This window comes from Actinomycetospora termitidis (assembly GCF_030286555.1).
Lineage (GTDB): Bacteria > Actinomycetota > Actinomycetes > Mycobacteriales > Pseudonocardiaceae > Actinomycetospora > Actinomycetospora termitidis.
Genome location: NZ_JASVWF010000002.1, coordinates 627,196 through 652,814 on the forward strand (window position 1 = coordinate 627,196; position 25,619 = coordinate 652,814).

The 25,619-nt window shown below is 73.9% G+C and carries 26 protein-coding genes and 1 riboswitch; of the genes, 19 read left to right on the forward strand and 7 right to left on the reverse strand.

Features of this window, described 5'->3' with window-relative positions:
• The first annotated feature begins 111 nt into the window (after positions 1–111).
• Positions 112–1,446: an SAM-dependent methyltransferase gene (locus tag QRT03_RS10865; RefSeq protein ID WP_286052747.1), complete on the forward strand. Its 1,335-nt coding sequence runs from the start codon at positions 112–114 to the stop codon at positions 1,444–1,446.
• Positions 1,443–2,267 (forward strand): DUF1295 domain-containing protein, encoded by an 825-nt coding sequence (locus QRT03_RS10870; protein ID WP_286052748.1) that lies wholly within the window; start codon positions 1,443–1,445, stop codon positions 2,265–2,267. Before QRT03_RS10865 ends, QRT03_RS10870 begins: the two co-directional genes overlap by 4 nt.
• A gap of 17 nt (positions 2,268–2,284) precedes the next feature.
• On the opposite strand, the gene QRT03_RS10875 is transcribed toward QRT03_RS10870, so the two are convergent.
• Positions 2,285–2,743: a peroxiredoxin gene (locus tag QRT03_RS10875; protein ID WP_286052749.1), complete on the reverse strand. Its 459-nt coding sequence runs from the start codon at positions 2,741–2,743 to the stop codon at positions 2,285–2,287.
• 114 nt (positions 2,744–2,857) lie between these two features.
• On the opposite strand from QRT03_RS10875, the gene QRT03_RS10880 reads away from it, so the two are divergent.
• Positions 2,858–3,337, forward strand: a complete 480-nt coding sequence (locus QRT03_RS10880; RefSeq protein ID WP_286052750.1) for a DUF2975 domain-containing protein — start codon at positions 2,858–2,860, stop codon at positions 3,335–3,337.
• Positions 3,337–3,573, forward strand: a complete 237-nt coding sequence (locus QRT03_RS10885) for a helix-turn-helix domain-containing protein (protein ID WP_286052751.1) — start codon at positions 3,337–3,339, stop codon at positions 3,571–3,573. The genes QRT03_RS10880 and QRT03_RS10885 overlap by 1 nt, the downstream gene beginning before the upstream one ends.
• Here QRT03_RS10885 and QRT03_RS10890 read toward each other — a convergent pair.
• Positions 3,555–4,187, reverse strand: coding sequence for an NUDIX hydrolase (locus tag QRT03_RS10890; RefSeq protein WP_286052752.1), 633 nt, complete (start codon positions 4,185–4,187; stop codon positions 3,555–3,557). The two genes, QRT03_RS10885 and QRT03_RS10890, sit on opposite strands and share 19 nt — an antisense overlap.
• A gap of 68 nt (positions 4,188–4,255) precedes the next feature.
• On the opposite strand from QRT03_RS10890, the gene QRT03_RS10895 reads away from it, so the two are divergent.
• From QRT03_RS10895 to cobF, 7 genes are all read left to right on the forward strand, one after another.
• Positions 4,256–5,245, forward strand: coding sequence for an ADP-ribosylglycohydrolase family protein (locus QRT03_RS10895; protein WP_286052753.1), 990 nt, complete (start codon positions 4,256–4,258; stop codon positions 5,243–5,245).
• 56 nt (positions 5,246–5,301) lie between these two features.
• Positions 5,302–6,003, forward strand: coding sequence for an alpha/beta hydrolase (locus QRT03_RS10900; protein ID WP_286052754.1), 702 nt, complete (start codon positions 5,302–5,304; stop codon positions 6,001–6,003).
• A gap of 9 nt (positions 6,004–6,012) precedes the next feature.
• A complete protein-coding gene (locus QRT03_RS10905; RefSeq protein WP_286052755.1) occupies positions 6,013–7,257 on the forward strand; it encodes an NAD(P)/FAD-dependent oxidoreductase in 1,245 nt (414 codons plus the stop codon).
• Positions 7,254–7,994 carry a DUF1365 domain-containing protein gene (locus tag QRT03_RS10910; RefSeq protein ID WP_286052756.1) on the forward strand — a complete coding sequence of 247 codons (741 nt, stop codon included), beginning with the start codon at positions 7,254–7,256 and terminating at the stop codon, positions 7,992–7,994. Before QRT03_RS10905 ends, QRT03_RS10910 begins: the two co-directional genes overlap by 4 nt.
• 584 nt (positions 7,995–8,578) lie before the next feature.
• The gene (locus QRT03_RS10915) at positions 8,579–9,106 is read left to right on the forward strand and encodes a GNAT family N-acetyltransferase (RefSeq protein ID WP_286052758.1); all 528 of its coding nucleotides are present in this window, start codon (positions 8,579–8,581) and stop codon (positions 9,104–9,106) included.
• Positions 9,107–9,111: 5 nt separating this feature from the next.
• Entirely contained in the window at positions 9,112–9,705 is a 594-nt protein-coding gene (locus tag QRT03_RS10920; protein WP_286052760.1) for an HhH-GPD-type base excision DNA repair protein, read from the forward strand.
• Positions 9,702–10,466 carry a precorrin-6A synthase (deacetylating) gene (gene cobF, locus QRT03_RS10925; protein WP_286052761.1) on the forward strand — a complete coding sequence of 255 codons (765 nt, stop codon included), beginning with the start codon at positions 9,702–9,704 and terminating at the stop codon, positions 10,464–10,466. Before QRT03_RS10920 ends, cobF begins: the two co-directional genes overlap by 4 nt.
• On the opposite strand, the gene nicT is transcribed toward cobF, so the two are convergent.
• Both nicT and QRT03_RS10935 read right to left on the reverse strand, forming a co-directional pair.
• Positions 10,449–11,537: a Nickel transporter NicT gene (gene nicT, locus QRT03_RS10930; RefSeq protein ID WP_486598982.1), complete on the reverse strand. Its 1,089-nt coding sequence runs from the start codon at positions 11,535–11,537 to the stop codon at positions 10,449–10,451. The genes cobF and nicT overlap by 18 nt on opposite strands.
• 23 nt (positions 11,538–11,560) lie before the next feature.
• Complete coding sequence (locus QRT03_RS10935) at positions 11,561–12,448, reverse strand: DUF6925 family protein (RefSeq protein ID WP_286052764.1); 888 nt, start codon at positions 12,446–12,448, stop codon at positions 11,561–11,563.
• Between the two features lie 60 nt (positions 12,449–12,508).
• Between QRT03_RS10935 and QRT03_RS10940 the strand changes: the two genes are divergently transcribed.
• From QRT03_RS10940 to QRT03_RS10955, 4 genes are read left to right on the forward strand one after another with little or no spacing between them, the layout of a single operon-like run.
• Positions 12,509–14,011 (forward strand): ABC transporter substrate-binding protein, encoded by a 1,503-nt coding sequence (locus tag QRT03_RS10940; protein WP_286052765.1) that lies wholly within the window; start codon positions 12,509–12,511, stop codon positions 14,009–14,011.
• Positions 14,008–14,937: an ABC transporter permease gene (locus QRT03_RS10945; protein ID WP_286052766.1), complete on the forward strand. Its 930-nt coding sequence runs from the start codon at positions 14,008–14,010 to the stop codon at positions 14,935–14,937. Before QRT03_RS10940 ends, QRT03_RS10945 begins: the two co-directional genes overlap by 4 nt.
• A gap of 32 nt (positions 14,938–14,969) precedes the next feature.
• Positions 14,970–15,719 (forward strand): ABC transporter permease, encoded by a 750-nt coding sequence (locus QRT03_RS10950; protein ID WP_286052767.1) that lies wholly within the window; start codon positions 14,970–14,972, stop codon positions 15,717–15,719.
• A complete protein-coding gene (locus QRT03_RS10955; protein WP_286052770.1) occupies positions 15,716–17,473 on the forward strand; it encodes a chorismate-binding protein in 1,758 nt (585 codons plus the stop codon). The genes QRT03_RS10950 and QRT03_RS10955 overlap by 4 nt, the downstream gene beginning before the upstream one ends.
• On the opposite strand, the gene metE is transcribed toward QRT03_RS10955, so the two are convergent.
• The gene (gene metE, locus QRT03_RS10960) at positions 17,470–19,743 is read right to left on the reverse strand and encodes a 5-methyltetrahydropteroyltriglutamate--homocysteine S-methyltransferase (RefSeq protein WP_286052771.1); all 2,274 of its coding nucleotides are present in this window, start codon (positions 19,741–19,743) and stop codon (positions 17,470–17,472) included. The two genes, QRT03_RS10955 and metE, sit on opposite strands and share 4 nt — an antisense overlap.
• Positions 19,744–19,878: 135 nt before the next feature.
• A riboswitch (cobalamin riboswitch) is annotated at positions 19,879–20,120 on the reverse strand.
• Between the two features lie 142 nt (positions 20,121–20,262).
• On the opposite strand from metE, the gene QRT03_RS10965 reads away from it, so the two are divergent.
• The 3 genes from QRT03_RS10965 to QRT03_RS10975 all read left to right on the forward strand — a co-directional run bounded on the left by QRT03_RS10965 (position 20,263) and on the right by QRT03_RS10975 (position 23,617).
• Positions 20,263–21,657: a short-chain fatty acyl-CoA regulator family protein gene (locus tag QRT03_RS10965; protein ID WP_286052773.1), complete on the forward strand. Its 1,395-nt coding sequence runs from the start codon at positions 20,263–20,265 to the stop codon at positions 21,655–21,657.
• 252 nt (positions 21,658–21,909) lie between these two features.
• A complete protein-coding gene (locus tag QRT03_RS10970; RefSeq protein WP_286052774.1) occupies positions 21,910–23,343 on the forward strand; it encodes a PepSY-associated TM helix domain-containing protein in 1,434 nt (477 codons plus the stop codon).
• A 52-nt stretch (positions 23,344–23,395) separates the two neighbouring features.
• Positions 23,396–23,617: a hypothetical protein gene (locus tag QRT03_RS10975; RefSeq protein WP_286052775.1), complete on the forward strand. Its 222-nt coding sequence runs from the start codon at positions 23,396–23,398 to the stop codon at positions 23,615–23,617.
• 40 nt (positions 23,618–23,657) lie between these two features.
• Here the strand turns inward: QRT03_RS10975 and QRT03_RS10980 are convergent, their stop codons facing one another.
• Entirely contained in the window at positions 23,658–24,362 is a 705-nt protein-coding gene (locus QRT03_RS10980) for a DUF5134 domain-containing protein (protein ID WP_286052776.1), read from the reverse strand.
• Positions 24,363–24,422: 60 nt separating this feature from the next.
• Positions 24,423–24,989 (reverse strand): sigma-70 family RNA polymerase sigma factor, encoded by a 567-nt coding sequence (locus QRT03_RS10985; protein WP_286052778.1) that lies wholly within the window; start codon positions 24,987–24,989, stop codon positions 24,423–24,425.
• A gap of 145 nt (positions 24,990–25,134) precedes the next feature.
• Between QRT03_RS10985 and QRT03_RS10990 the strand changes: the two genes are divergently transcribed.
• Positions 25,135–25,584 (forward strand): hypothetical protein, encoded by a 450-nt coding sequence (locus QRT03_RS10990; RefSeq protein WP_286052779.1) that lies wholly within the window; start codon positions 25,135–25,137, stop codon positions 25,582–25,584.
• The last annotated feature ends 35 nt before the right edge of the window (positions 25,585–25,619 follow it).

Consider the following 25,619-nt stretch of genomic DNA (forward strand, 5'->3'; position numbering starts at 1 on the left):
TCCTGTCCTCCGCGCGGCCCGCATGAGTAGTTCTCCCACGGCGGTCGTCGAACCGTCCGGCGCCCGGCCGCGATGATCCTCGGGGACGGTGGGGACGCGATCGGAGGACGGATGGCAGGCGCAGCATCGACGGTGGTCCGCGCGGCGGCGAGGTTCGTGGACGGGACGCTGCCCGTACGGATCCGGGCGTGGGACGGCAGCGAGGCCGGCGCGACCCGGGAGTCGGGCGCACCCGTCGTCGTCCTGAACCACCGGCGGGCCCTGCGGCGCCTGCTGTGGCAGCCGGGCGAGATGGGGCTGGCGCACGCCTACGTCTCCGGCGACCTCGACGTCGAGGGCGACCTGCAGGAGGGACTCACCGCGATGTGGGGCCTCGTCCGCGACGGTGCCGTGCGGCCGCGCCGGCCGGGCATCGGCGAGCTGCCCGGCCTCCTCGGGAGCGCCGCCCGGCTCGGCCTGCTGGGGCCGCGGCCCGCGCCGCCGCCCGAGGCGATCCGGCTGCCGCGGTTCGCGAAGCTGCATTCGAAGCTGCGCGACCGGGCCGTCATCGCGCACCACTACGACGCCGGCAACGACTTCTACGAGCTGCTCCTCGACCCGAACATGGCCTACTCGTCGGGGTACTGGACCGACCTGGGGGCCGAGGTCACGCCGGAGAACCTCCGCGCCGCGCAGGACGCCAAGCTCGACATGATCTGCCGCAAGCTCGGGCTCGGGCCGGGCTCGACGCTGCTCGACGTCGGCTGTGGCTGGGGTTCGCTGCCGATCCACGCGGCCAGGCACTTCGGCGCGCACGTCCGCGGCGTGACGATCGCGACCGAGCAGCGCGACCACATCAATCAGCGGATCCGGGCCGAGGGCCTGGCCGACAAGGTGCAGGTGGACCTCGTCGACTACCGCGACGTCCCCGCGCGGATCGAGGGTTACGGCGAGTTCGACGCGGTGTCCAGCATCGAGATGGGCGAGCACGTCGGCGACGGGAACTACCCGACGTTCGCCTCGATCCTGGTCGGGGCCCTGCGCCCGGGTGGGCGGGCGCTGGTCCAGCAGATGTCCCGCCGCCCCGGCGACCACCCCGGCGGCGGGCCGTTCATCGAGACCTACGTGACCCCTGACATGGTGATGCGGCCGGTCGGGGACACCCTGACCCTGCTGCAGCGGGCCGGTCTCGAGGTCCGCGACGTCCACGTGATGCGGGAGCACTACGTGCCGACGTGCCGGGCCTGGATCGCGACCCTCGAGGCGCACTGGGACCGCGCGGTGGCGCTGGCCGGGGAGCGGGGCGCCCGCATGTGGCGGCTCTACCTGGTGGGCGCCGCGCTCGCGTTCGAGGAGAACCGGATGGGCGTCGACCAGATCCTGCTGGCGCGCCCCACGGCGACGGGGCGCTCGGGGATGCCGGCGACGCGTTCGTCCTTCGAGCCCGGGGGTATCTCGGTCCCGTGAGCTTCGACTGGGCGGCCGCCGGCATCCTCCTGGCGGTCGCCGCCGGCGTCGTCGTCGTGACCTTCGCGGTGACGCTGCTGCTGGCGCGGGCGATGGGCAGGCACTCGATCGTCGACGTGACGTGGGGCCTGGGCTTCGCGCTGATCGCGGTGGCGGCCTACGTGACCTCGGGCCTGCTCGGCGTCGGGAACGACGCCGTCCGCCTGGTCGCCCTGCTGCTGCCCGTGATCTGGGGGCTGCGGCTGGGCGGCTACATCGCCTGGCGCAACCACGGGAAGGGCGAGGACCCGCGCTACACCGCGATGCTGGGCGAGGACCATCCGCCGGGCGCGATCACCTGGACCGTCGTGCGGAAGGTCTACCTGACGCAGGCCGGCGTGCAGCTCGTCGTCGTGCTCCCGGTGCTCGCCGCCATGGTGCGGGACTCGACCGTGTCCGCGGTGCTGATCCTCGGCGCGCTGGTCTGGCTGGTCGGGTTCTTCTTCGAGTCCGTCGGCGACGCGCAGCTCGCACGGTTCAAGGCCGACCCGCGGAACAAGGGGAAGGTCCTCGACTCCGGGCTCTGGCGCTACACCCGGCACCCGAACTACTTCGGCGACTTCTGCGTCTGGTGGGGCATCTTCCTGGTCGCCGTGGGGCACCCGGCCGGACTGATCACGATCGTCGGGCCGGCCCTGATGAGCTACCTGCTCATCGGTGTCACCGGCAAGGAGCTCACCGAGAAGTCGATGTCCGACCGCCCGGGGTACGCGGAGTACGTCGAGCGGACGTCCGGCTTCTTCCCGCTGCCGCCCGGCAGTGCCCCCGCCCGCGCCACCTGAGGGCGGGGGCCGCCGGGTCAGGCCGCGCGCTTGCGCAGCGTCGCCAACGCCGAGTCGGCGTGCTCGTCGAACTTCATCTCCCCGGTGATCACCTCGAGCACGGTGCGGTCGGTGTCGATGACGAAGGTCTTGCGCTTGATCGGCAGCACCGGCAACCACGAGCGCTTCGCGTCGAACTGCTTGGCGACCTCGCCCCCCGGGTCGGAGAGCAGCGGGTAGTCGAACGAGTTCGCCTCGGAGAACGTGTGCTGCTTCTCCACCGAGTCCGCGCTGATGCCGACCCGCTGCGCCCCGACCTGCGCGAACTCCGACGCCAGGTCGCGGAAGTGGCAGCTCTCCTGCGTGCAGCCGCCCGAGCTGGCCAGCGGGTAGAAGAACAGGACCACCGGCCCGTTCGTCAGCAGCTCCGAGAGCGTCCGGGGCGTCCCGGTGTCGTCGGCGAGCGAGAAGTCGGGCGCGGTGTCTCCGGCCTTCATGGGCGCGATTCCTTCCGGACGGCGGGTTTCGGTCCCTGTTCGTCCGACGACCTCTCCCGGTTCGACCCGGCTGGGGGTATCGACAATCGATCGATGACGCGCGACAGTCGACCGATGTCGCTCGATCGTCGTGCGGTCCACGTGCTACGAGGGCTCCTCGTCGCCCTGTTCGTGCTCCTGGTGGTGCTCCAGACGTTCTCCCTGCCCGGCCAGTTCGCGCATCTGGCTCGGACCGACCCGGGGGCGGTCCCCTGGCGATGGCCGCTCACCGCGCTGTCGGTGTTCTGGGTGCTGTGCCTGCAGGTCGTGGTCGTGTGCACCTGGCGGCTCCTCGGTCTGGTGCGCGACGGCCGGATCTTCCGGAGGGCCGCGCTGCCGTGGGTCGACGCCATGATCGGTGCGGTCGGCGCGGCCTGGCTGGTCCTGCTCCTCGCGGGCGGCGTCGCCGTCGGTCGGGCGGACGACCCGGGCAACGCCCTCGCGCTCCTCGTGGTCCTGGTGATCGGCGCCGTCGTGGGTCTGCTGCTCGTGGTGATGCGCGGGCTGTTGCGCGACGCCACCGCGCTGCGCGCCGACCTCGAGACGGTCATCTGATGCCCATCGTCGTCCGGATCGACGTCGAGCTCGCCCGCCGCAAGATGGGCGTGAACGAGTTCGCCGAGCTGGTCGGGCTCACGCCGGCGAACGTCGCGGTGCTCAAGAACGGCCGGGCCCGGGCCGTCCGGTTCAGCACCCTCGAGGCCATGTGCCGGGTGCTCGACTGTCAGCCCGGGGACCTGCTCGAGTTCGTCGACGAGGAGCAGGTCGCCGATCAGGCGGTCCGGCGATAGAGGCGCGCGGGCTTCCCGACGGTGCCCGTGCGGACCCCGCCGGTCGGCTCGAGGTCGGCGAGTACGTGCCGTCGGAAGGTGTCCTTGGGCAGCGGTCCGCCCAGCACGGCCTCGTGCAGCCCCTGCAGCTCGGCCAGCGTGAACTCCGCGTCGAGCAGTCCCGCGGGGTCCGGCTCGCGGCGGTGCCGGGCCCGGACGTGCTCGGCGGCCGCCGCGACCATGGCGTCGTGGTCGAAGGCGAGCGTCGGGCGGCGATCGACGGCGGCGGTCTCGGTCCCGGCCGGTAGGACGTCGGCGCCCACGAGGTCCACGTGGGCCACGGCGAGGACCCGGCCGCGGTCGTCGCGGGCGGGGTCGTCGAAGACGCGCAGCTGTTCCGGCGACCGACCCGTGATCCCGAGGTGCTCGCGCAGGGCCCGCAGCGCGGCGGCGGCGAGGGTCTCGTCGATCCGGACGAAGGTCCCGGGCAGCGCGAGCTCGCCGGCCGCGTGCCCGTCCCGGCGGTGCAGGGCGACGTGCAGGGCCCCGTCCACGACGCTCAGGAGGGCGACGTCGACGGCCACCGACGGGTGCGGGTAGTCCGCCAGGCTCCGGCCGGTCTCGTCGCGCCACACGCTGGACAGGTTAGCGCAGACGTGCTCTTATCCTGATTAGCGCAGGAACGAGCTAATGGGAGACGCGGATGACGCTGGAGCAGCACGTGGACCGCATCGTCGGCACGCTGCAGGGTGGCGCCGTCGGTGACGCGCTCGGCGTGCCCTACGAGTACGGCACCCGGCGACTCGACGGTGAGCCCGCGATGCTCGGCGGCGGTCTCGGCGGGTACGCGCCCGGCCAGTGGAGCGACGACACGGAGATGGCGTCGGTGATCGCGCAGGTCGCCGCGACCGGGGTGGACCTGCGCAGCGACGAGGCCCTGGACGCGATCGCCGACGGCTTCATCGGGTGGTACCGGCAGGGGCCCGCGGACGTCGGGACGCAGACGGCGTCGGTGCTCCGCGGGCAGGAGCCGGGACCGGGCTCGGCCGACCGGCTCCGGCTGCGCGCCCTCGAGGTGCACCGGCGTACGGGGCGCAGTGGCGGCAACGGGTCACTGATGCGGACGGGCCCCGTCGCCCTCGCCCACCTCGGTGACCCGGTCGCGATCGTGGAGGCCGCGACGGCGGTCAGCGTGCTGACGCACTGGGACCCGGAGGCGGGAGAGGCCTGCGCGATCTGGTGCCTGGCGATCGACGCGGCCGTCCTGCACGGCAGGCTCGACGTCACGTCCCGGATGCACCACCTGCGCGACGACTCGGCCCGGCACTGGATCCCCCGGCTCGAGGAGGCGGCCCGGCTCGACCCTGCGGCCTACGGGTCGAGCAACGGCTGGGTGGTCGCCGCGCTGCAGGGGGCGTGGGCGGCGGTGGCGCGGTCGTCGGGCCCCGAGGACGGACTGTTCGCGGCGGTCCGCGGAGGCGGGGACACCGACACGGTCGCCGCGATCGCCGGGGCGCTCCTCGGAGCCGCGCACGGTGGGTCGTCGCTGCGGGCGGAGTGGCGCGACCGGGTGCACGGCTGGCCGGGCCTCGACGGTCACGACCTCGCCGGGCTCGCGGCGACGATCGGGCGGCACGCGACGGCCCGCGCGTACGACGGGGACCTCCCCGTCCTCGATCGTCCTCGGAGGTGACCCGCACCTCAGCCGCATCCGTCACCCGTCGTCGTGAACGCACGCAGGATGGAGGGGTGAGTCTGCCCCGCCTCGAACCGGCCTCCCCGTGCGGCGACGGACGCGCCGGTGTCGTGCTGGTGCTGCACGGCGGGCGTCCCGACGGCCACCAGGGCGCCGGCGGGTTCCTGCTCTCGCACGTCCGGATGGTGCCGTTCGGGCAGGCCGTGGCGCGGGTCGGCGCGCGGCGCGGGGTGGAGACCGACCTGCTGCGCTACCGGGTCCGCGGCTGGAACGAGCCGGATCTCGACCCGGTGGTCGACGCCCGCTGGGCTCTCGACGAGGTCCGGGGTCGGCTCGGGCCGGACGTGAGGATCGTGCTCGTCGGGCACTCGATGGGCGCGCGGGCGGCGTTGCGGGTGGGCGGTGACCCGAACGTCGTCGGGATCGCTGCGCTCGCGCCGTGGATCGGGCGCGACGAGCCGTGGGAGCACCTGCGCGGGCAGACCCTGCTGGTCGCGCACGGCGACCGGGAGCGGATGACCGATCCGCGTTCCTCGTTGTGGTTCGCGCGCCGGGTGTCGACGATCAGCGACCGGGTGGCCCGCTTCGACGTGCACGGCGACGGGCACGCCATGCTGCGCCGGGCGGGGGAGTGGCACGGGCTGGTCGCGCGGTTCGCGCTGGCCGCGCTCGGGCTCGAACCGTTCGAACCCGCCGTCGCGAACGCGATGACGGCCGGTGCCCCGGAGGGCCTGTCCGTCCCGCTGAACGCCTGAGGAGCGCCCGTGCCCCGTGATCGTGTCGCCGTGATCGGGGCCGGTGTCTCCGGCCTGACCGCCGGCTACGTGCTGCAGCGGGCGCACGACGTGACGCTGTTCGAGGCCGAGCCGCGCCTCGGCGGGCACGCGCACACCCACGACCTGGACACGGTCAGCGTCGACTCCGGGTTCATCGTGCACAACGCGGCGACCTACCCGCACCTGATCCGGCTCTTCGGCGAGCTCGGCGTCGCCACGCAGGACTCCGAGATGTCGATGAGCGTGCGCGACGAGTCGACGGGCCTGGAGTACGCCGGGGCCCGCGGGGCGGCCGGACTGTTCGCGCAGCGGCGCAACGTCGTGAACCCGCGGCACCTCGGGATGCTGGCCGAGGTCCTGCGCTTCCACCGCGCCGCCCGCCGGGTGCTCGCGGGGCGCACCGACCTCGACGAGGACGTGACGCTCGGCGAGTTCCTCCGGGTCCACCGGTTCTCCCGCTACTTCGTGGACACGTTCGCGGTCCCGGTGGTGTCGGCGGTGTGGTCGTCGGGCGCGGAGCTGTCGATGCAGTACCCGGCGCGCTACCTGTTCGCCTTCCTCGCCAACCACGGGCTGCTCTCGGTGGGCGGCTCGCACCAGTGGCGGACCGTGGTCGGTGGGTCGGCGCGCTACGTGGAGAAGGCCGCGAAGGGGCTGTCGGCGGTGGAGGTGTCGACGCCGGTGCGGTCCGTGACGCGGGTCGGCGCCGGGTTCGAGGTGCGCGACGACTCGGACGTCGTGCACGCGTTCGACCGGGTCGTGATCGCCACGCACGCGCCGACGGCGCTGTCCCTCCTGGCCGCCCCGACGGCTGCCGAGGCCGCCGTTCTGGGCGCTTTCGAGTACTCGGCGAACGAGACCTGGCTGCACACGGACACCTCGGTGCTCCCGCAGGCTCCCGGCGCGCGGGCCTCGTGGAACCTGCTGCGGGTCCCGGGCGAGGACCGGGTGCTGGTCAGCTACGACATGACGCGGCTGATGCGCCTCGACGGACCGGAGACCTACGTCGTCACGCTGAACGCGACCGACCGGGTCGACCCCGCGACGGTCATCGCGCGGATGGACTACGAGCACCCGGCCTACACCCCGGCCTCGGTCGCGGCGCAGCGGGAGCTGCCGGGGCTGAACGACGGGCGGATCGCCTTCGCGGGCGCCTACCACGGGTGGGGGTTCCACGAGGACGGCTGCGCCTCCGGGGTGCGGGCGGCCGCCTCGCTCGGGGTGGCGTGGTGACCTCCCTCTACGAGGTGCTGGTGGAGCACCGGCGGACGCAGACCCTGTCCGATGCGTTCACCCACCGCATGTCCCTGTGGCTGGTGGACCTGGACGACCTGCCGTCGTTCCCGGGGGTGTCCTTCCGCGGCGCCGACCACCTCGGCGACCCCGACCACTCGATCCGCGAGAACGTCGACGCCTTCCTGGCGGCTCGGGGCCGCGCGCGCCCGGCGCGCGTGCTCATGCTCGCGCACCCGCGGACGCTCGGGTACGTCTTCAACCCGATCTCGCTGTACTGGGCCTACTCCGCGACCGGCGAGCTGACCGAGGTCGTCGCCGAGGTGCACAACACCTACGGCGGGCGGCACCACTACCTGCTCGACGTCGACGCGGCCGGGCGTGCCCGCGTGGACAAGGAGTTCTACGTCTCGCCGTTCTTCCCGGTCGACGGCGAGTACCGGATGAAGGTGCCGGAGCCGGGGGAGACGCTGTCGGCGACGGTGGTGCTGCGGCGGGCTTCGGACGAGGGAGGGCTGGAGACGGCGTTCGTCGCGACGATGCGCGGTCGTCGCCGGCCGGCGACCCGCCGGAACATCGTGCGCGCGATGCTGCGGCACCCCTTCGTCACGCAGCGGGTCTCGCTCGCGATCCGCCGTCGGGGTGTCGCGCTGTACCTGCGCGGACTGCCCGTTGTGAAGCGCTCCGCCGCCGACGTCGACCGGGGCCTGGGCCAGCTCGAGCGGGCCGCCTCGTAGCAGATCCGGACGCCCGGGCCTCGGGTCCGCGACTTCGGCGCTAGGTCTGCGACCGGCGTGTCTGGCGCACAGGATTCCTGTGCACCGGACACGGCTCTCGTGAACCCAGCGCCGCCCGAGGCCGCGCCGTTCCGACGGCGGCGCCGTCGTTGCGTGGCGCACACGGCTGGAGCGGTTCGTGTCCCGGCGAGGCCACGTTGCGTGGCGCACACGGCGGAGGCGGGACGTCCTCGACCTCGACCGTCGTCCGGCCCGGAGTCACGACAAGATCTCATCCGGCCCCTCGGACCGATCGGTCCGCGCCCCTGTTCGATCCGCTCGACGAGATCTTGGCCGGCGCGGCGTGGACGGCCGGCGGAGATGTAGCGGATCCGAACGCCCGGCCCTCGAATCCGCTCCTTCTCGCCGGAGCCCCACCCGCCCGTGTGCGCGACGCAACGCTCGTGTGTCGGGACGCGGCCCGGTCCAGCCGTGTGCGCGACGCAACGCCTGTGCGGCCGGACGCGGCCCGGCCCAGCCGTGTGCGCGACGCAACGCCCGGTATGGCGTTCCGTCGGTGGCGCGGATGAGCGCAGACTGCACCCGTGACCAGCGCCCCGCTCACGATCCGTCCCGCCGTCGCCGAGGATGCCCCGGCCCTCCTCGAACTGATCCACGCGGCCTACCGCGGTGAGGGCGGGAGCGTCGGTTGGACCACCGAGGCGGAGCTGATCGACGGGCCGCGCACCACGCTGGAGCTGCTGGCCGAGGACCTGCGGAACCCGGCCATCTCGCTGTTCGTCGCCGGTGAGCACGAGGGCTGCTGCGCGGTGACGCACCGGGCGGGCGAGGACACGGCGTCGTTCGGGATGTTCGCGGTCCGTCCGTCGGCGCAGGGGACGGGCCTCGGGAAGGTCCTGCAGGCCGCGGCCGAGGAGCACGCCCGGCAGGCCGGCGCCACGACGATGGAGCTGTGCGTGATCGACCGGCGCGCCGAGTTGATCGCCTGGTACGAGCGCCGCGGGTACGTCCGCACCGGGGAGACGCGACCGTTCCCGTACGGCGAGCCCGGGGTGGGGTTCCCGCGCGGGGACGACTTCCGGTTCGCGGTCCTCCGCAAGCCCCTACAGTGAGCGTCGTGTCCCCGCAGCTGACCCTCGCCCAGGACCCGGACGCCGACCGGGTCCTCTCCGAGAACCCGCTCGCGCTGCTGATCGGCATGGTGCTCGACCAGCAGTTCCCGATGGAGCGCGCCTTCGCGGGGCCCGCGCTGCTGACCGACCGGATCGGTGAGATCACCGCCGAGAAGATCGCGAACTACGACCACGACGCGCTCGTCGCCGCATTCACCGGCCCGCCCGCGCTGCACCGGTACCCGAAGTCGATGGCCGAGCGCGTCCAGGCCGTGTGCCGGGCGATCGTCGAGGACTACGGCGGCGACGTCACCCGCATCTGGACCGAGGCCGCGGACGGTCGGGACGTGTTCCGACGCCTCAAGGCGCTCCCCGGCTGGGGCGACATGAAGGCGAAGATCTTCACCGCTCTGCTCGGCAAGCAGCTCGGACTCGACGCCGACGGCTGGCGCGAGGCGGCCGGGAACTACGGCGACGAGGGCTCGCGGCGCTCGATCGCGGACGTCGTCGACCCGGTCACCCTCGCCGAGGTCCGCGACTTCAAGCAGGCCCAGAAGAAGGCGGCGAAGGAAGCCAAGGCCGCGAAGGCGGAGGCGTGAGCCGCACGGTCCACGTCGTCGGGATCGGGGCCGGCTCGCCGGGCCACCTCACGCTCGACGCCGTCGAGACGCTTGCGAAGGTCGACGTCGTCCTGCTCCTGCACAAGCGGGGGAAGGCCGACGAGCTGACCGACGCGCGGACCGCGATCGCGGAGCGCTTCGCCCCGCAGGCCCGGGTCGTCCGCCGTCAGGACGCCCACCGCGAGCGCGGCACCACCGAGGAGGGCCGCTACCTGCAGACGACGCAGGAGTGGCGCGACGAGCGTCTCGCGCTCTACGAGGAGCTGATCTCCACCGAGGTTCCCGACGGCGGGTCGGTGGCCCTGTTGGCCTGGGGTGATCCTGGCATCTACGACGGCACCGTGGACACGGTCGAGCGGATCGTCGAGCGCGGGAACGTGGCGATCGAGTGGACCGTCATCCCCGGGATCGGGGCGCCGGCGGCGCTCACCGCGGCCCACCGGGTCACGATGACGCGGACCGGCCGACCCGCCGTCGTCACCCCCGCACGGCAGGTGATTGCGGGGACGCCGGCCGAGCGGGCCGACCTCGTCGTCATGCTCGACGGCGCCGACCAGCACGGCGTCGACGCCCTGCCCGACGACGCGACCGTCTACTGGGGCGCCTACCTCGGCACGCCGGACGAGGCGCTGATCAGCGGGCGGCTGGGCGACGTGCGCGCCGAGATCCTGTCCACGCGGGCCGACCTGCGGGAGCGCAAGGGCTGGATCATGGACACCTACCTAATCCGCCTCGACTGAGCGCAGCCTGCTCTCCCACCGTTCCTCGACCCGGCCGAACCTCCACACGAGCAGGGCCACGACCCAGGCGACGACGAACAGTCCGACGATCCAGAACCCGACGTCGTCCAGGGGCAGGTTCGCGATCCAGGCGAGCGGCCCGTCGGAGATCTGCAGCTGGTCGGTGAGGATGGAGATCAGCTCGACCAGGCCGATCACGAGGGCGACGACGACGGACAACGACGTGATCGTGATGTTGTAGAAGACCTTGCGGACCGGGCGCATGAACGCCCAGCCGTAGGCGAAGCACATGAACGCGCCGTCGAGCGCGTCGAACAGGCTCATGCCGGCCGCGAACAGGATCGGGAGGATCAGCACGGCCCACCACGGCAGGGTCGCTGCGGCCGCGCCGCCGGCGAGCACCAGCAGCGAGACCTCGGTGGCGGTGTCGAAGCCGAGGCCGAACAGCACGCCCACCGGATACATGTGCGCGGGCCGGCGCACGGCCTTCGTCACGCGGCCGAGGAAGCGGTTCATGAAGCCGCGCTCGTCGAGGTGGCGCTCGAGCTCGGCCTCGTCGTAGTCCCCGTGGCGCATACGCCGGAAGATCCGCACGATGCCCAGCAGGACGACGAGGTTGATCACGCCGATCAGGACGAGGAACACGCCGCTGACCGCGGTGCCGATGAGGCCCCCGATCACCTTGAGCGGCGAGTCGTCGTCGCCGATCTCGCTGGTGACCGCGCGGCCGCCGAGGCCGAGCAGCAGCACGAGGACGAACACGATCGTCGAGTGGCCGAGCGAGAACCAGAACCCGACGGTGAGCGGTCGCGGCCGACCCTCGTCCTCGCGACGGTCGGCCAGGAGCTTCCGTGTGGTGTTGTCGATCGCCGCGATGTGGTCGGCGTCGAACGCGTGCCGCATGCCGAGCAGGTAGGCGGTGAGGCCCAGCCCGAGGCCGAAGACGCCGGCGTCGCCGAGGTCGTAGTGGTTCGGGGCGATGAAGGCCGCCAGGACGCCCCAGCCGACGACGTGCAGCAGCAGGACGAACGCGGTCATGCCGGCGACGGAGACCTTCTCGGACCGGGTCATGGTGAAGCGGCGCGAGGCGGACGTCAGCTCCCCGTCTCGTCGGTAGCGCGGAGCGCACCTCCGACCCGACGACCCCGACGCTGTGCGGCGTTCATGACGGCGGGTGCGGGTCCGCCGGCGCGGGCGTCGCGGGTGGCCACGAGCTCGTCGGGGTCGCCGAAGGCCTCGAGCACGGCCTCGAACGCCGCGTCCGCGTCGGGGTCGTAGGGGTGCGCCCGTCCGAGGGCGTCCCGGAGTGGATGCGGCGGGAAGACCGACGCGACGGGGACCTCTACGTCGGGGATCGGATCGGTCGCGGCGTGGGTCCGCCGGTGCGCGAGGAGGTCCGGGAGCAGGTGGGTGTGCGGCCCGAGCGGGCTCTCCCCGTCCGGCGGCGGGATCGGGGTGCACACCTCGATCCGCGCGACCGCCGTCCGGAAGACCCGGGTCGCACCGCTCGCCACGATCGCGCCGACGAGTTCACCGTCGAGGGCCGCGGCCTGCTCACAGCGCTCGATCAGGGCCCGGTCCGTCGTCCGGACGCAGGGCTCGAGGTGGCCCACACCGAGACCGAGGTCGACCAGGGTGCCCGGGGCGACGAGCGGGTCGGGGTCGTCGCCCAGCACGGTGACCGCCGTCCGCCCGGGGCCCGCCGCGCGATCGCCCGGCAGGCAGAGGGCGACGGCGTGGGTCCAGTCGTCGGTGCCCACCGGCCGGCGCCAGGCGCGCGGGGACAGCGTGCCGTGGTGCAGGTCGAGCCGGAGCGCGCCCTCGTCGCAGACCGCGGTGTGCCGGCCGGGCCGGTGCTCCACGGTGACGGTGGCACCCGGCGGGCGCAGGAACTCCGCGATCGCCCCGAAGGTCCCGACGGCGAACCCGGCGAGGGGGTCGTCGACCCAGCCGGTGACGAACTCGTCGAGGAGGTTCAGCACGGACCAGGTGTACCAGGCCGCTCACCAATACTTCACCAGGTGATGAGATGATCTTTGATCGTGAGACTCCTGGCTCCCCTCGTCGTCGTCCTCGCTCTGCTGGTGTCCGCCTGCGGGGGAGGGGCCCCGTCCTCCGGCGGGGGCATCGCCGTCGCCCTGCAGTTCCCGCCCCGGGCGGGCTACGCCTTCGACGCCGACGACGGCGCGCTGCTGACCAAGCTCGGCGTGGCCGAGCCGCTCGTGGCCCTCGACCGGCAGGGCGACCCGGTGCCGGGTCTCGCGACGTCGTGGACCCAGGAGGGCTCGTCGTGGCGGTTCGTGCTGCGGGAGGGCGTGACGTTCCACGACGGAGCGCCGGTCGACGCGAACGCCGTCGTCACCGCCCTGACCTACGTCCTCGGCCGCCCGGCGCCACCGCGGGCGATCAAGGGCATCGGGCTGCAGGTGGCCGCCGAGGGCCCGATGACGGTACGCGCGACGACCACCGCGCCCGACCCGGTCCTGCCGCTGCGGCTGAGCTCCGGGACCACCTCGATCCTCTCCCCGGCCGCCTACGCGACGGGACAGCAGCCCTCGCCGATCGGCACTGCGACCGGGCCGCTGCGCATGACGGAGATCCGCGGCACCGAGGGTGCGACCCTCGAGCGGAACGACGGCTACTGGGGCCCGAAGGCGGCGTCGGCGCGAGTCGACGTCCGCTACGTGACCGACCCGCAGACCCGCGAGCTGGCCCTGCGCTCCGGTGACGTCGGGTTCGCCGAGGGCCTGCCGGAGACCTCGAAGGCCGGACTGCAGGCGGACCCGTCGGTCACGTTCACCGAGTTCCCCTCCGCCCGCACGATCCTGCTGCAGCTCAACCAGTCCGCGCCACCCTTCGCCGACGTCCGCGTCCGGAAGGCCGTCACCACGGCGCTGGACCGGAACGTGCTCGCGAACCAGGTCCTCGGCGGGTCCGCCCTCCCCGCCTCGGACCTGTTCGGCCCGGCCGTGCCGTACGGCGCCACGCAGGCTCCGCCCGCGGCCGACGTCCCCGGGGCGCAGGCCCTGCTCGCCCAGGCCGGCTTCGGCCCGGCCAACCCGCTGCGGGTGCGGCTGTGGACCTTCCCGAACCGGCCCGAGCTCCCGGTGCTCGCCCAGGCGATCGCGTCGCAGCTGCAGGCCGCCGGGGTCGACACCGAGATCACCGTCGGGCAGTACGACGCCCAGGAGCCCGAGGTGCTCGCCGGCCGCTACGACATGTTCCTGAACTCGCGCAGCTACCTCTCCGACTACCCGGACGCCGCGAGCACGCTGTCCTCGGACTACACCTGCGGCGGCTCGTACGCGATCGACCGGTACTGCTCGCCGGCCTTCGACGCGCTCGTCGCGCAGCTCGGCATCGTGACCGACCCCGCCGCCCGCGCCCAGCTGTACCGGCAGGCCGCGGGGATGCTGACCACCGACGCCGTCGGGGTCCCGATCGTGCACCCGCGCAACACCGCGGCCGAGAAGGGCGTCACCGGGTTCGTGCCGGACCCGCTCGACCTGCGGCCCGTGCTCCCGGTGCTGGCACCGGCCGGGTGATCGGACTCGCCCTCCGCCGGAGCGCGCTGATCCCGCTCGTCCTGCTGGTCGCGTCCGCGGTCGTGTTCTGCCTGTCGCGGCTGCTCGGCGGGAACGTCACGCGGTCGGTGATCCGGTCCCGCAGCCTCGCCTCGGCGCCCGATCCGGCCGCCGAGGCGAGGCTGGCCGCGGAGCTGGGACTGGACCGGCCGCTGCGCGACCAGTACCTGGCCTGGCTCGCCGGGGCGGTGCGCGGCGACCTCGGACGGTCCTTCACGACGCGGGCGGCGGTCGGCCCGGAGGTGCTCGGGGCCGCCGGGGTGTCGGCGACGCTCGCCATCCTGGGACTGGCCGTCGCGCTCGCGGTGGCCGTGCCGGCGGGCGTCCTGGCCGCCGATCGACCGGGCGGAGCGGGGGACCGGGCCGTCGACCGTCTCGGGGCCGTCGTACTCGCGGTCCCGGAGTTCGTCGTCGGACCGGTGCTGGTGCTCGTCGTGGCGGTGTGGGCCGGGTGGCTGCCGGCGCTCGGATGGGGGACGCCCGCGCAGGCGGTCCTGCCGGTGGTCACGCTTGCGTTCTTCCCCGCGGCGCTCGCCGCCCGGCTGGTGCGGGCCGAGACGCGGGTGGCCCTGGCGCACCCCTCGACCACGACCGCCGTCGCGAAGGGGCTGACTCGACGGCGGGTCCTGGCGGTGCACGTGCTCCCGCGCTCGCTGACCGCGGTGCTCGCCGAGGCGGGGCCGTTCCTCGCCGGGACGTTGGGCGGCGCGGTCGTGGTCGAGGTCGTGTTCGACGTCCCGGGACTCGGCCGGCTGCTCGCGGACGCCATCGGCTCGCGGGACCTCCCGACGATCCAGGCGGGGCTCGTCGTCGTGCTCGCCGTGGCCCTGGTGCTGACCCTGGCCACGGAACTCCTCGGGCGGGCGCTGGACCCGCGGCTCCGGTGAGGGAGACGAAGCGCAGCGGAGCTCGACCCGCGATGGAGCTCCTGCTGGTGGCGGCCCTCGTGGTGGTCGCCGTGATCGACTGGCCGGTGGAGGCGACGGACTTCGCGAACCGGCTCGACCCGCCGTCGGGAACGCATCTGCTCGGCACCGACCAGCTCGGGCGCGACGTGCTCGCGCGGGTGCTGGGCGGGGTGCGCTGGACGGTCGGTCTCGGGGCGGCCGCGGTGCTCGTGAGCGTGGTGATCGGTACGGCCGTCGGGCTCGCGACGGGATGGCTGGACGGGACGCGGGCGCGCATCGTGGGGACGCTGGTGCAGTCGGTGGTGGACCTCGTCGTCGCGCTGCCGGCGCTGCTGGTGGGCCTGCTCGTCGCCGCCGTGCTCGGGCCGGGGCTCGCACCCGCGATGATCGCGCTCGTGGTGATGGGGTGGGCGCCGTTCGCGCGGCTCGCCCATCGGCTGACGGTCACCGCGCGGACCGAGGAGTGGGTCGTGGCCGCACGGTCGCTGGGGGCCGGGCCGGTGTGGATCCTGCGGGTGCACGTCCTGCCCGCGATCACCGGTCCCCTGCGGGAGGCGTTCACCGCCCGGTTCGTCGGCGCGATGCTGACGTTGGCCGGCCTGTCCTTCCTCGGGCTGGGGGTGCAGCCGCCGACGCCGGAGTGGGGTGCGATGCTCGCCGAGGGCCGCACCTACGCCTTCGTCGCGCCGTGGCTGGTCGCGGCGCCCGCGGCGGCCGTCGTGCTGGTCAGCGCCCTCGCCGGGCGGAGCCGCATCCGGTGAGTGCCCGCTTCGACGACCTGCGCCGCGGGTGTGCCCTGGCGTTCGACCCGCCGGACGACGTGCTCGTCGCGACGTGCCCGGAGGAGGTCGGCCCGGTGCTGGCGGCGCTCGACGCGGCCGTCGCGGACGGGGCCTGGGCGTACGGGTACGTCGCCTACGAGGCCGCCGGCGGGCTGGACCCACACCTCGTCACCCGCGCGCCCGACCCGGGCGGCCCGCCCCTGGTGTGGTTCGGCCTCACCCGCGACGCGCCGCGGGGGGTGCCGGTCGTGGCTCCCTCGGGTGCCCCCGCGGGTCGCTGGACGCTGCGCGAGGACGCCGCCGGCCACGCCCGCCAAGTCGCACGGGTGCACGAGCACATCGCGGCCGGGCTGACGTACCAGACCAATCTGACCGTGCGCGTCGACGGCGAGCTGGGCCCCGACGCCGACCTCGCCGGGCTCTACGCCGATCTCGCCCACGCCCAGCGCGGGGCGTACCACGCCCTGCTCGACCTCGGCCGCCACGTCGTCGTCAGCGCGAGCCCGGAGCTGTTCGTCCGTCGCACGGGCGACCGGTTGACGCTGCGGCCGATGAAGGGGACGGCGGCGCGGGGGCGGACCTCCGCCGAGGACGATGCGATCGTCGCGCGGCTGCGGGCCGACCCGAAGGAGCGGGCCGAGAACGTCATGATCGTCGACCTGCTGCGCAACGACGTGGCGCGGGTGGCCCTCGACGGGACGGTGCGGGTGGGCGACCTGCTCGCGGCCGAGCGCTACGAGACCGTGTGGCAGTTGACCACCGAGATCACGGCGACGGCACGCCCCGGGGCGGGGGTGGCGGAGCTGATGGCCGCGCTCTTCCCGTGCGGGTTGGTCACCGGCGCCCCGAAGGTCTCGACGATGCGGCTCGTCGCGGAGCTCGAGGACTCCCCGCGCGGGGTGTACTGCGGGGCGCTCGGGTGGGTGGCGCCGTCCGGCGACCTGCAGTTCTCCGTGCCGATCCGGACCGCCGTCGTGGAGCGGGCCACGGGGCGGGCGGTGTACGGCACCGGCAGCGGGGTCACGTGGGACTCGCGGGCGGCCGCCGAGTACGCGGAGCTGCGGGCCAAGGCTGGCGTGCTGACCCATCGCCGGCCGCCCGTCGGCTTGCTGGAGACGTTCGGCGTTCACGGCGGGCACGCCGTCCACCTCGAGCGCCACCTCGCGCGGATGGCCGACTCGGCGGCGTACCTGGGGATCGACGCCGGACAGGTCGGACCCGTCGTCGGGAAGGAGCTGGCCGGGGTGGCGGACGCTCGGGTGCGGGTGGTGCTGCGTCCCGACGGCGCGGTGGAGGTGACGCTCGCGCCGCTCCCGGTCGACGACGGGCCGCCGGTCCGGCTCGCCCCGCCGCTGCTCGACGACCCGGTGGACGCCCGGGAGTGGTGGCCGCACCACAAGACCACCGACCGCGAGCCGTACGAGCGCCGTCTCGCCGCGGCCCGGCGGACGTGGCCCGAGGCCGACGACGTGATCCTCGTGAACACCGACGGCGAGCTGACCGAGACGACGATCGCCTCGCTCGCGATCCGCCTGGACGGCCGCTGGTACACCCCACCCCTCGGCGGCGGGGCCCTGCCCGGGGTGGGCCGGGCGGTGCTCGTGGAGCGGGGTGACCTCGTCGAGCGCGTGCTGTACCCGGCCGACCTCGACCGCGCCGAGGAGCTCGCGGTGGTGAGCTCCCTGCGGGGCCTGCGCCCCGCCGTCGCGGTCGGGTCGGCCGTGTCCGGCTAGGAGTTCCTGGCCTCCACCGCCGCCTCGACCATCGCCCGCAGCGTGGGCTCGACCTCGGCGTAGCCGCGGGTCTTCAGCCCGCAGTCCGGGTTGATCCACAGCCGGTCGTCGGGCACGGCGCGCTGGGCCTCGGCGATCAGCGCGGCGATCTCGTCCCGGGTCGGCACCCGCGGCGAGTGGATGTCGTAGACACCCGGGCCGACCCCGCGGGCGTAGCCCACCTTCTCGAGGTCGGCCAGGATCTCCATGCGCGACCGGGCCGCCTCGATCGTCGTGACGTCGGCGTCCAGGCCGTCGATCGCGTCGATGACGTCGCCGAACTCCGAGTAGCACAGGTGCGTGTGGATCTGCGTCTCGTCGGCGGCGCCGCCGGTGGCGAGCCGGAACGAGCCGACCGCCCAGTCCAGGTAGGCGCCCCAGTCGGAGCGGCGCGGCGGGAGCAGCTCGCGCAGCGCGGCCTCGTCGACCTGGATGATCCGGATTCCGGCGTCCTCCAGGTCGGCGATCTCGTCGCGCAGGGCGAGGGCGACCTGGTCGGCGGTGACACCGAGCGGCTGGTCGTCGCGGACGAACGACCAGGCGAGGATCGTCACCGGGCCGGTCAGCATGCCCTTCATCGGCTTCGGCGTGAGCGACTGCGCGTACTGCGCCCACTCGACCGTGATCGGCTCCGGCCGCGACACGTCGCCGTGCAGGATCGGCGGCCGCACGCAGCGCGAGCCGTAGGACTGGACCCAGCCGAGCTTCGTCGTCGCGAACCCGGGCAGGGTGTCCGCGAAGTACTGGACCATGTCGTTGCGCTCGGGCTCGCCGTGCACGAGGACGTCGAGCCCGAGGTCCTCCTGCAGTCGGACGACGCGCTCGATCTCGTCCTGCATGCGCTTCGTGTAGTCGGCCCCGTCGAGCCGACCGGCCGCGAAGTCGGCGCGGGCCCTGCGCACGTCCGGGGTCTGCGGGAACGAGCCGATCGTCGTCGTCGCGAGGTCCGGCAGGCCGAGCTCGGCCGCCTGGGCCTTGCGGCGCACGTCGTAGGCGCTGCGGGAGCGGTCGGCGGACTCGACGGCGGCCACCCGGGCGCGGACGGTCTCGTCGACCGCGGCGCGCTGGTTGGTGGACGCGTCCACGACGGCCCGGCGTAGGTCGTCCGAGCCCTCCTGGGTGAGCGCGCGACCCAGAAGCGCGACCTCGGCGACCTTCTCGCGGGCGAACGCGAGCCGCGCGGTCACCGTCGGCTCGAGCGCGTCCTCGACCGAGACGTCGTAGGGCACGTGCAGCAGCGAGCAGGAGCTGGAGACGGCGAGCTCGGCCACGCCGCCGAGCACGGTCGCGGCCCGGGAGAGCACGCGGGGCAGGTCGGTGCGCCACACGTTGCGGCCGTCGACCACCCCGGCCACCAGGGTCTTGTCGCGCAGGCCCGTGGTGGACGGGACGCGGTCGACGAGGTCCGGGGCGGTCACCAGGTCCAGCGCCACGCCCTCGACGTCGGTCCGGGCGATCACGTCGAGCGCCGGGCCGGGGTCGCCGTAGGAGAACACCGTGAGGATGCTCGGGCGGGTAGACACCGAGGTCAGCCGCTCGTAGGCGCGGCGCAGCGCGTCGAGCTCGGCCTCGGAACGGTCCTGCACGAAGGCGGACTCGTCGAACTGCACCCACCCGGCCCCGGCGGCGGCGAGCTCACCGAGCAGTTCGGCGTAGACGGCGACGACGTCGTCGAGCCGGCTGACCGGGTCGAAGCCCTCGGGGGCGCCGTCGGCCGCCTTGGCCAGCAGCAGGTAGCTGACCGGACCGACGATGGCCGGCCGGCCGTTCCGCACCCCACCGTCGACGGCCTCGCGGTAGAGGTCGACCGGGGTCTTCTCGGCGAGCCGGAACGTCGTGTCCGGGCCGATCTCCGGGACGAGGTAGTGGTAGTTCGTGTCGAACCACTTCGTCATCTCCATGGGCGGCGCCGTCTCGGTGCCGCGGGCCATGGCGAAGTACTCGTCGAGCGCCGAGCCGCTCCGGCGCCCGTCCGGGCGAAATCGCGGCGGGACGGCGTCGAGCAGGGCCGTCACGTCGGCGACCTGGTCGTAGAACGAGAACGTGCCGGTGGGCTGCGAGTCCAGCGCGGAGAGGTCCGTGCGCGTCCCGGCGCGGATCTCCGAGGCGACGGTCTGCAGGTCGTCGGCGGACGACGTCCCGGCCCAGTAGGACTCGAGGGCCTTCTTGAGCTCACGGCGGGGTCCGATACGGGGATATCCCAGAACGGTCGAGCCGATCGGTGCTGACACTCGCTCTCCTCCTCGTCGAGCTCGTGCGGCCGGAGAGGCCCGAGGGGGGAGGTCGCGACGACGGCGGAGGATGGCAACCGAACCCACCGTCGGCCGCGGCCTCCCCACGGGGCCACCAGCCGCGCGCACCGGATCTCGGTGCACGCACCGGTGGCAGGTCTTCGGACTCGTGGGCGTGGTCCTCGCTCCTACTGACCGTCGCTTCCCGAGGTCTCCGCGCAGCTGGTCGAGCTCCGCTGCGCTTCGTCTCCCTCAGTGCTTCGTGACGGCGCTCGTTCCCACTCACCGCTGCGGGGCAGTCCCGGGGTCACACCGGGTTCCCTGTTGCCACGACGTCGACCGTGGGCCGACGCCGAACCACCAGCGCCGGGAACGCTAGCGACCCGTCGTCGGGAATGCATGTGTCCCAGGTCATCCGACCCCGACGACGGGCGGGCTGACCTGGGATGCCACATCGAGCCAGTCCCCGGCGGCGGACTGCGAATGTTGCAAAGTCTCATCGTCTGCTGAGATGTCGCGATGGCGAAGACCTTCGCCGGTGCGCGGCTGCGCCGGCTGCGCGAGGAGCGGCGGCTCTCGCAGGTCGACCTCGCCCGGGTGCTCGAGCTCTCCCCGAGCTACCTCAACCAGATCGAGCACGACGCACGGCCGTTGACGGTGCCGGTGCTGCTCCGCCTGACCGAGGCGTTCGGGGTGGATGCCTCGTTCTTCGCCGCCCGCGACACCGCCCGCCTGACCGCCGAGGTCCGCGAGGCCGTCGCCGACGAAGTGGAGTCCGGCGCGGTCAACGCCTCGGAGATCGCGGAGCTCGCCGAACGCATGCCGGGGATGGCGCGCACCCTGGTCGACCTCCGGGCTCGTCTGGAGCGGTTGTCGACCGCGGTCGGACGCCGGGACGACGCCGAGATGCGGGCCCCGACCTCGCACGAGCAGGTCCGCGACTTCTTCTCCCGGCACCGCAACCACATCCCGGTCCTCGACGAGGCGGCCGAGCGGCTGGCCGGCGAGATCGGGGTCCGGGCCGGGGAGACCCGGGCGGCGCTCGTCCGTCGGCTCATCGAGCGGCACGGCGTCCGGGTGCAGGTCGGGGAGCAACCGGAGGGGGAGCTGCACCGCTACGACGCCGACCGCGACGTCCTGCGCCTCGCCCCGCACCTGCGTCCGGGCCAGCGCGCCTTCCGGGTGGCGACCGTGATCGCCCAGCTCGAGTTCCCCGATCTGATCGAGGCCGAGGTGGCCGACGCGGTCGAGCTCGGCGACCCCGACACCCGCGCCCTGGCACGGATCGGGCTCGCGCACTACGCGGCCGCCGCGCTCGTCCTGCCCTACCGCGCGTTCCACGGCACGGCCGAGCGCTTCGGGTACGACCTGGAGCGTCTGGCCGACCACTTCGGGGTGGGGTTCGAGACGGTCGCGCACCGGTGCTCGACGCTGCAGCGACCCTCGCTGCCCGGGGTGCCGTTCGCGTTCGTCCGGGTCGACCGCGCGGGCAACATGTCGAAGCGGCAGTCGGCGACCGCGTTCCACTTCTCCCGCGGCGGCGGGACGTGCCCGCTGTGGAACGTCTACGAGGCGTTCGCGTCGCCGGGGCGGGTGTCGACCCAGATCGCGGAGATGCCCGACGGGCAGCGGTACTTCTGGATCGCCCGCACGGTGTCGCGTCGCCGGGGTGGGTGGCACACGCCGACGAAGACCTTCGCCGTCGGGCTGGGCTGCGAGCTCCGGCACGCCGAACGGCTCGTGTACTCCGCGGGCCTGGACCTGGCCGACCGGTCCGTGATCACGCCGATCGGCAGTGGCTGCCGGACCTGCGAGCGTCTGGAGTGCCCGCAGCGCGCGTTCCCGCCGCTGGGGAAGTCGTTGGCCGTCGACCCCGACCGGTCGACGTTCGTGCCGTACCCGGTGCACCCGTGAAGCGCTGTTCCGCCGCCAACGTGCATCTGGTCGCGGAAGGAAGGGACCGGGGGGGCGCGTGACCGCCGGTCAGATTTTGGCCCATCTCGATGCCGTCAGGGGCAAGGAGCCGGACGACGGCTGAGCACGCGAGCGCACGGACCCGGTGCGGCCGGCTCCCGACCGGCGGTTGAGGGAGGTCCCGGGAACCACGAGGGGCTGTCGGACGACCGGAACGGTCGAACCCCTGCCGCCCGCCCCTGAGGACCGCCCGTGTCAGACACCCTCGACCCGCCACTCGAGAAGGACGCACCGCAGCCGCGGCCGACACCGCCCGTGTCGCCGCGGCGCCTCGGCGCCTGGCGGGGGCTGCGGCCCCTGGTGATGCGGCTGCACTTCTACGTCGGGATGTTCGTCGGTCCGTTCATCCTCGTGGCGGCCACGACCGGGCTGATCTACACGATCACCCCGCAGCTCGACCAGCTGCTCTACCGCGACGCGCTCACCGTCCCGGCGTCGAGTGCGCAGGTGGACCTGGGTGCGCAGATCGCCGCGGCCTCGGCGGCCGTGCCCGACGGGACCGTGACCGAGGTCCGGCCGTCACCGGGCCCGGAGACGACCACCCGGGTGTCCTTCGACGCGCCCGGGGTCGCGGAGGACTACGCCCGCACGGCCTTCGTCGACCCGCACACCGGGCAGGTCCGCGCGGTCCTCGACACCTTCGGCGAGTGGCTCCCGACCCGCGCCTGGATCGACACGCTGCACCGAAACCTGCACCTCGGCGACGTCGGGCGGGTCTACTCCGAGCTCGCGGCGAGCTGGCTGTGGGTCCTCGCGCTGAGCGGGCTCGCGCTGTGGATCGTCCGCCGCCGTCGGCAGTCGCGGGTCCGGCGGACCCTGCTGCCGGAGAACGGCCCGGCCGGGCGCGCCCGCATCCGCTCGTGGCACGGGTCGGTCGGCCTGTGGGCGGCGATCGGCATGCTGGGGCTGTCCGCGACCGGTCTGACCTGGTCGCAGTTCGCGGGCGAGAACGTGTCGAACCTGCGCACCGCGCTGGACTGGACGACGCCCTCGGTGTCGACCGAGCTGCCGGCGGCGCAGGCCCCGACCACGGACGCGACGCCTTTGGCGATGACGCCGGCCGTCCCGGCCGAGGCGGCGCCCGTCGGAGCCACCGTGGACCGGGTGCTCGCGTCCGCGCGCGGGGCGGGCATGACGGACCCGATCGCGATCACCCCGCCCGAGGAGGCGGGCCAGGCGTGGACGGTCAGCCAGGTGAAGCGGTCCTGGCCGCTGAAGCAGGACTCGATGGCGGTGGACCCGACGTCGGGTGCGGTGCTCGAGACCGTCCGGTGGGCGGACTGGCCGATCGCCGCGAAGCTCGCCGAGATCGGGATCAGCGCGCACATGAGCATCCTGTTCGGGATCGGCAACCAGCTGCTGCTGCTGGCGCTCGCCCTCGGGATCATCGTCGTGGTCGTCTGGGGCTACCGGATGTGGTGGCTGCGCCGCCCGACCCGGCCGGGAGCCTCCGCGCCCGGCGGCACCGAGCGCCCGGGCGTCGGCGCGATCGCGACGGTCGGCGCGATCGCGGTCGTACTCGGGGTGTTCTTCCCGGTGCTCGGGGTCTCGCTGCTGCTGTTCCTGATCGTCGACGCGGTCCGGCAGGAGATTCTGCGGAACCGCGAGCACCGGCTGCCATCCTGACGCGTCACGAGCGCGACGATCCTGTTCCACCCATCGAGACCCGGGAGTCCCCATGACGATCGACACCGACGGCTTGCAGCACATCGCGACCTTCTGCGGGCAGTGCAACTGCGGATGCCCGGAGCTCTACCTCGATCCCTCGGCGGACGAGGAGCGCCGCGTCGTCATCAGCGACGACTTCGGCCAGCGGATCCAGATGAGCGTGCGCCAGCTCGCCGACCTGGTGGCCGACGCCCGCAACGGCGTCCTGGACGAGGTGCTCGCCGGCGCGTGACCCGCCCGGGCGGCGGCTCAAGCGGGATCCCGGTCGGCCGTCAGAGCATGGCCAGCAGCATGCCGGCCATGCCCAGGCTCATGAGCAGGTGGCAGCCGGCGTCCAGCCGCGGCCCGGCCGTCCGGGTCGGCGCCGCGGGAGCCGCGACGGCGACGCCCCCGCCGGATCCCGGCGGGGTCGCGTCCGGGGTCGCCGGCGCGGCCGACCGGCCGGCCCGGACGGCCCGCACCGCCCACCACGCTGCGGCGGCCACCAGGAGCACGACGAACACCCGGGTCAGGGTGGTCGCCCACCACGGAGTCGGGATCGTGGGCATCGCGCCCATCCCCTCCGTGCCACCACCGTGGTGGTGGCCGCCGCCGGCGTCCTCCCCGGCGCTCATGTCCATGCCTATGATCTGCGGCATCGCGGCGACCATGAAGAGCATGGCCGCGTTCATGACGAGGTGGTAACCCTCGCCGACCAGCGAGTGGCCGTTGGTGGGCCGGACGGCGCGGGCCAGGAACCACACGGTGAAGAACCCGAAGACGACGATCTGCAGCAGGCCGCTCGGAGACGTCGGTCCGCCGGTCCACCCCCAGGCCATCGCGACCATCGCGATGCTCATGACCAGGTGCGACAGCTCGACGACGCGGCTCCCGGTGCGCTCCGGTTCGCTACCCAGCTCGGCCAACCGGACCAGCGAGTACGCCCCGGTCAGCACGAAGACGACGGTGAAGACCCACGACAACGACGACGAGAACACGGCGATCCCTCTCCACGACTACCGACCAGGTCGCGGCCAGAGAGCATCGGGTTCCCGGGATCAGCGCGCGTCGGCGGCGCCGGGCGCGGTGCCACCGTGGACGGCCCGGACCAGGTCGGCACGCGCTCGTGCGACACGGGAACGGATCGTGCCGACCGGGCAACCGCAGACGTGCGCGGCCTCGGCATACCCGAGGCCGACCACCTGAGTGAGGACGAAGGCCTCCCGCCGGTCGGGGTCGAGCGCCGTGACCGCTGCCTCGAGCACGATCTGCTCGGCGGCGTCCCCGGGCAGGGGACGCCCCCACGGCTCGTCGGCGTCGGTGATCTCCATGGCGACGACGGGGCGGCGCGCCCGACGCCGGAGGTGGTCGGCGGCGACGCGCCGGGCGATCGACAGCAGCCACGCCCGCGCGGGCGCCTCCCCGCGGTAGCGCGGCAGCGCGCCGAAGGCCCGCTCGTAGGTCTCCTGCGCCAGGTCCTGGGCGACCCCGCGGTCGGCGAGGTGGACGAGCAGCCGCCACACCTGGTCCTGCGTGAGCCGGACGAACTCCCCGGCGGCCGCCCGGTCGCCGCCGCGCGCCCGCTCGGCCGCGCGCGTGACGGCAGCGTCGGCAGCCTCGTCCATGGGGTGCGTGTCCTCCCGGTTCCGCGCGCGACGACCGTGATCGCGTGCGCGCCGTGTCCGGCGAGCCAGAGTAGGCGGTCCTTCGGGGGAGCCGGGAGCCGCGCCCCGGAGGAAGCACGGTGCTGACCGGTGCCCCGGACGGGTCATGCGCTCCGGGCTCGCCGAATCGGTGCACCTCGGCGGGAACCGGACGGCCTTCCTGAGCGACACTGACGACGTGGAGTGCGAGCGCTGTCGCGAGGTCACCTCGGCCGACCTCGACGGGGAGGCGACCGCCGGGGAGAGCCGGGCCGCCGAGGCTCACCGGCAGCAGTGTGCGGCCTGCCGGGAGTGGCTCGAGCGTGCGGCCGCGGTCACCCGACGGGCGCGGACCCGGCCGGCCGCGGCGGGCCCGGACCTGGTGGACGGGGTGCTGGACGCCCTGGACCGCGGGTGGCCCGTGCGCGAGGCGCCCGCGGTCGTGCCGGAATCCGCGCGCCGGCTCGTCCTGCTCGTCGGCGGCGAGGCGGTGTCGGAGTGCGGCTGCGCCGCATCCTGCAGCTGCGGCTGCCAGCAGGGTCGGCCCTGTCGCTGCGGCGACCACCGCGCCGCCTGAGTCGCATCACAGCGCGAGGGAGTCCGCGACGGAGT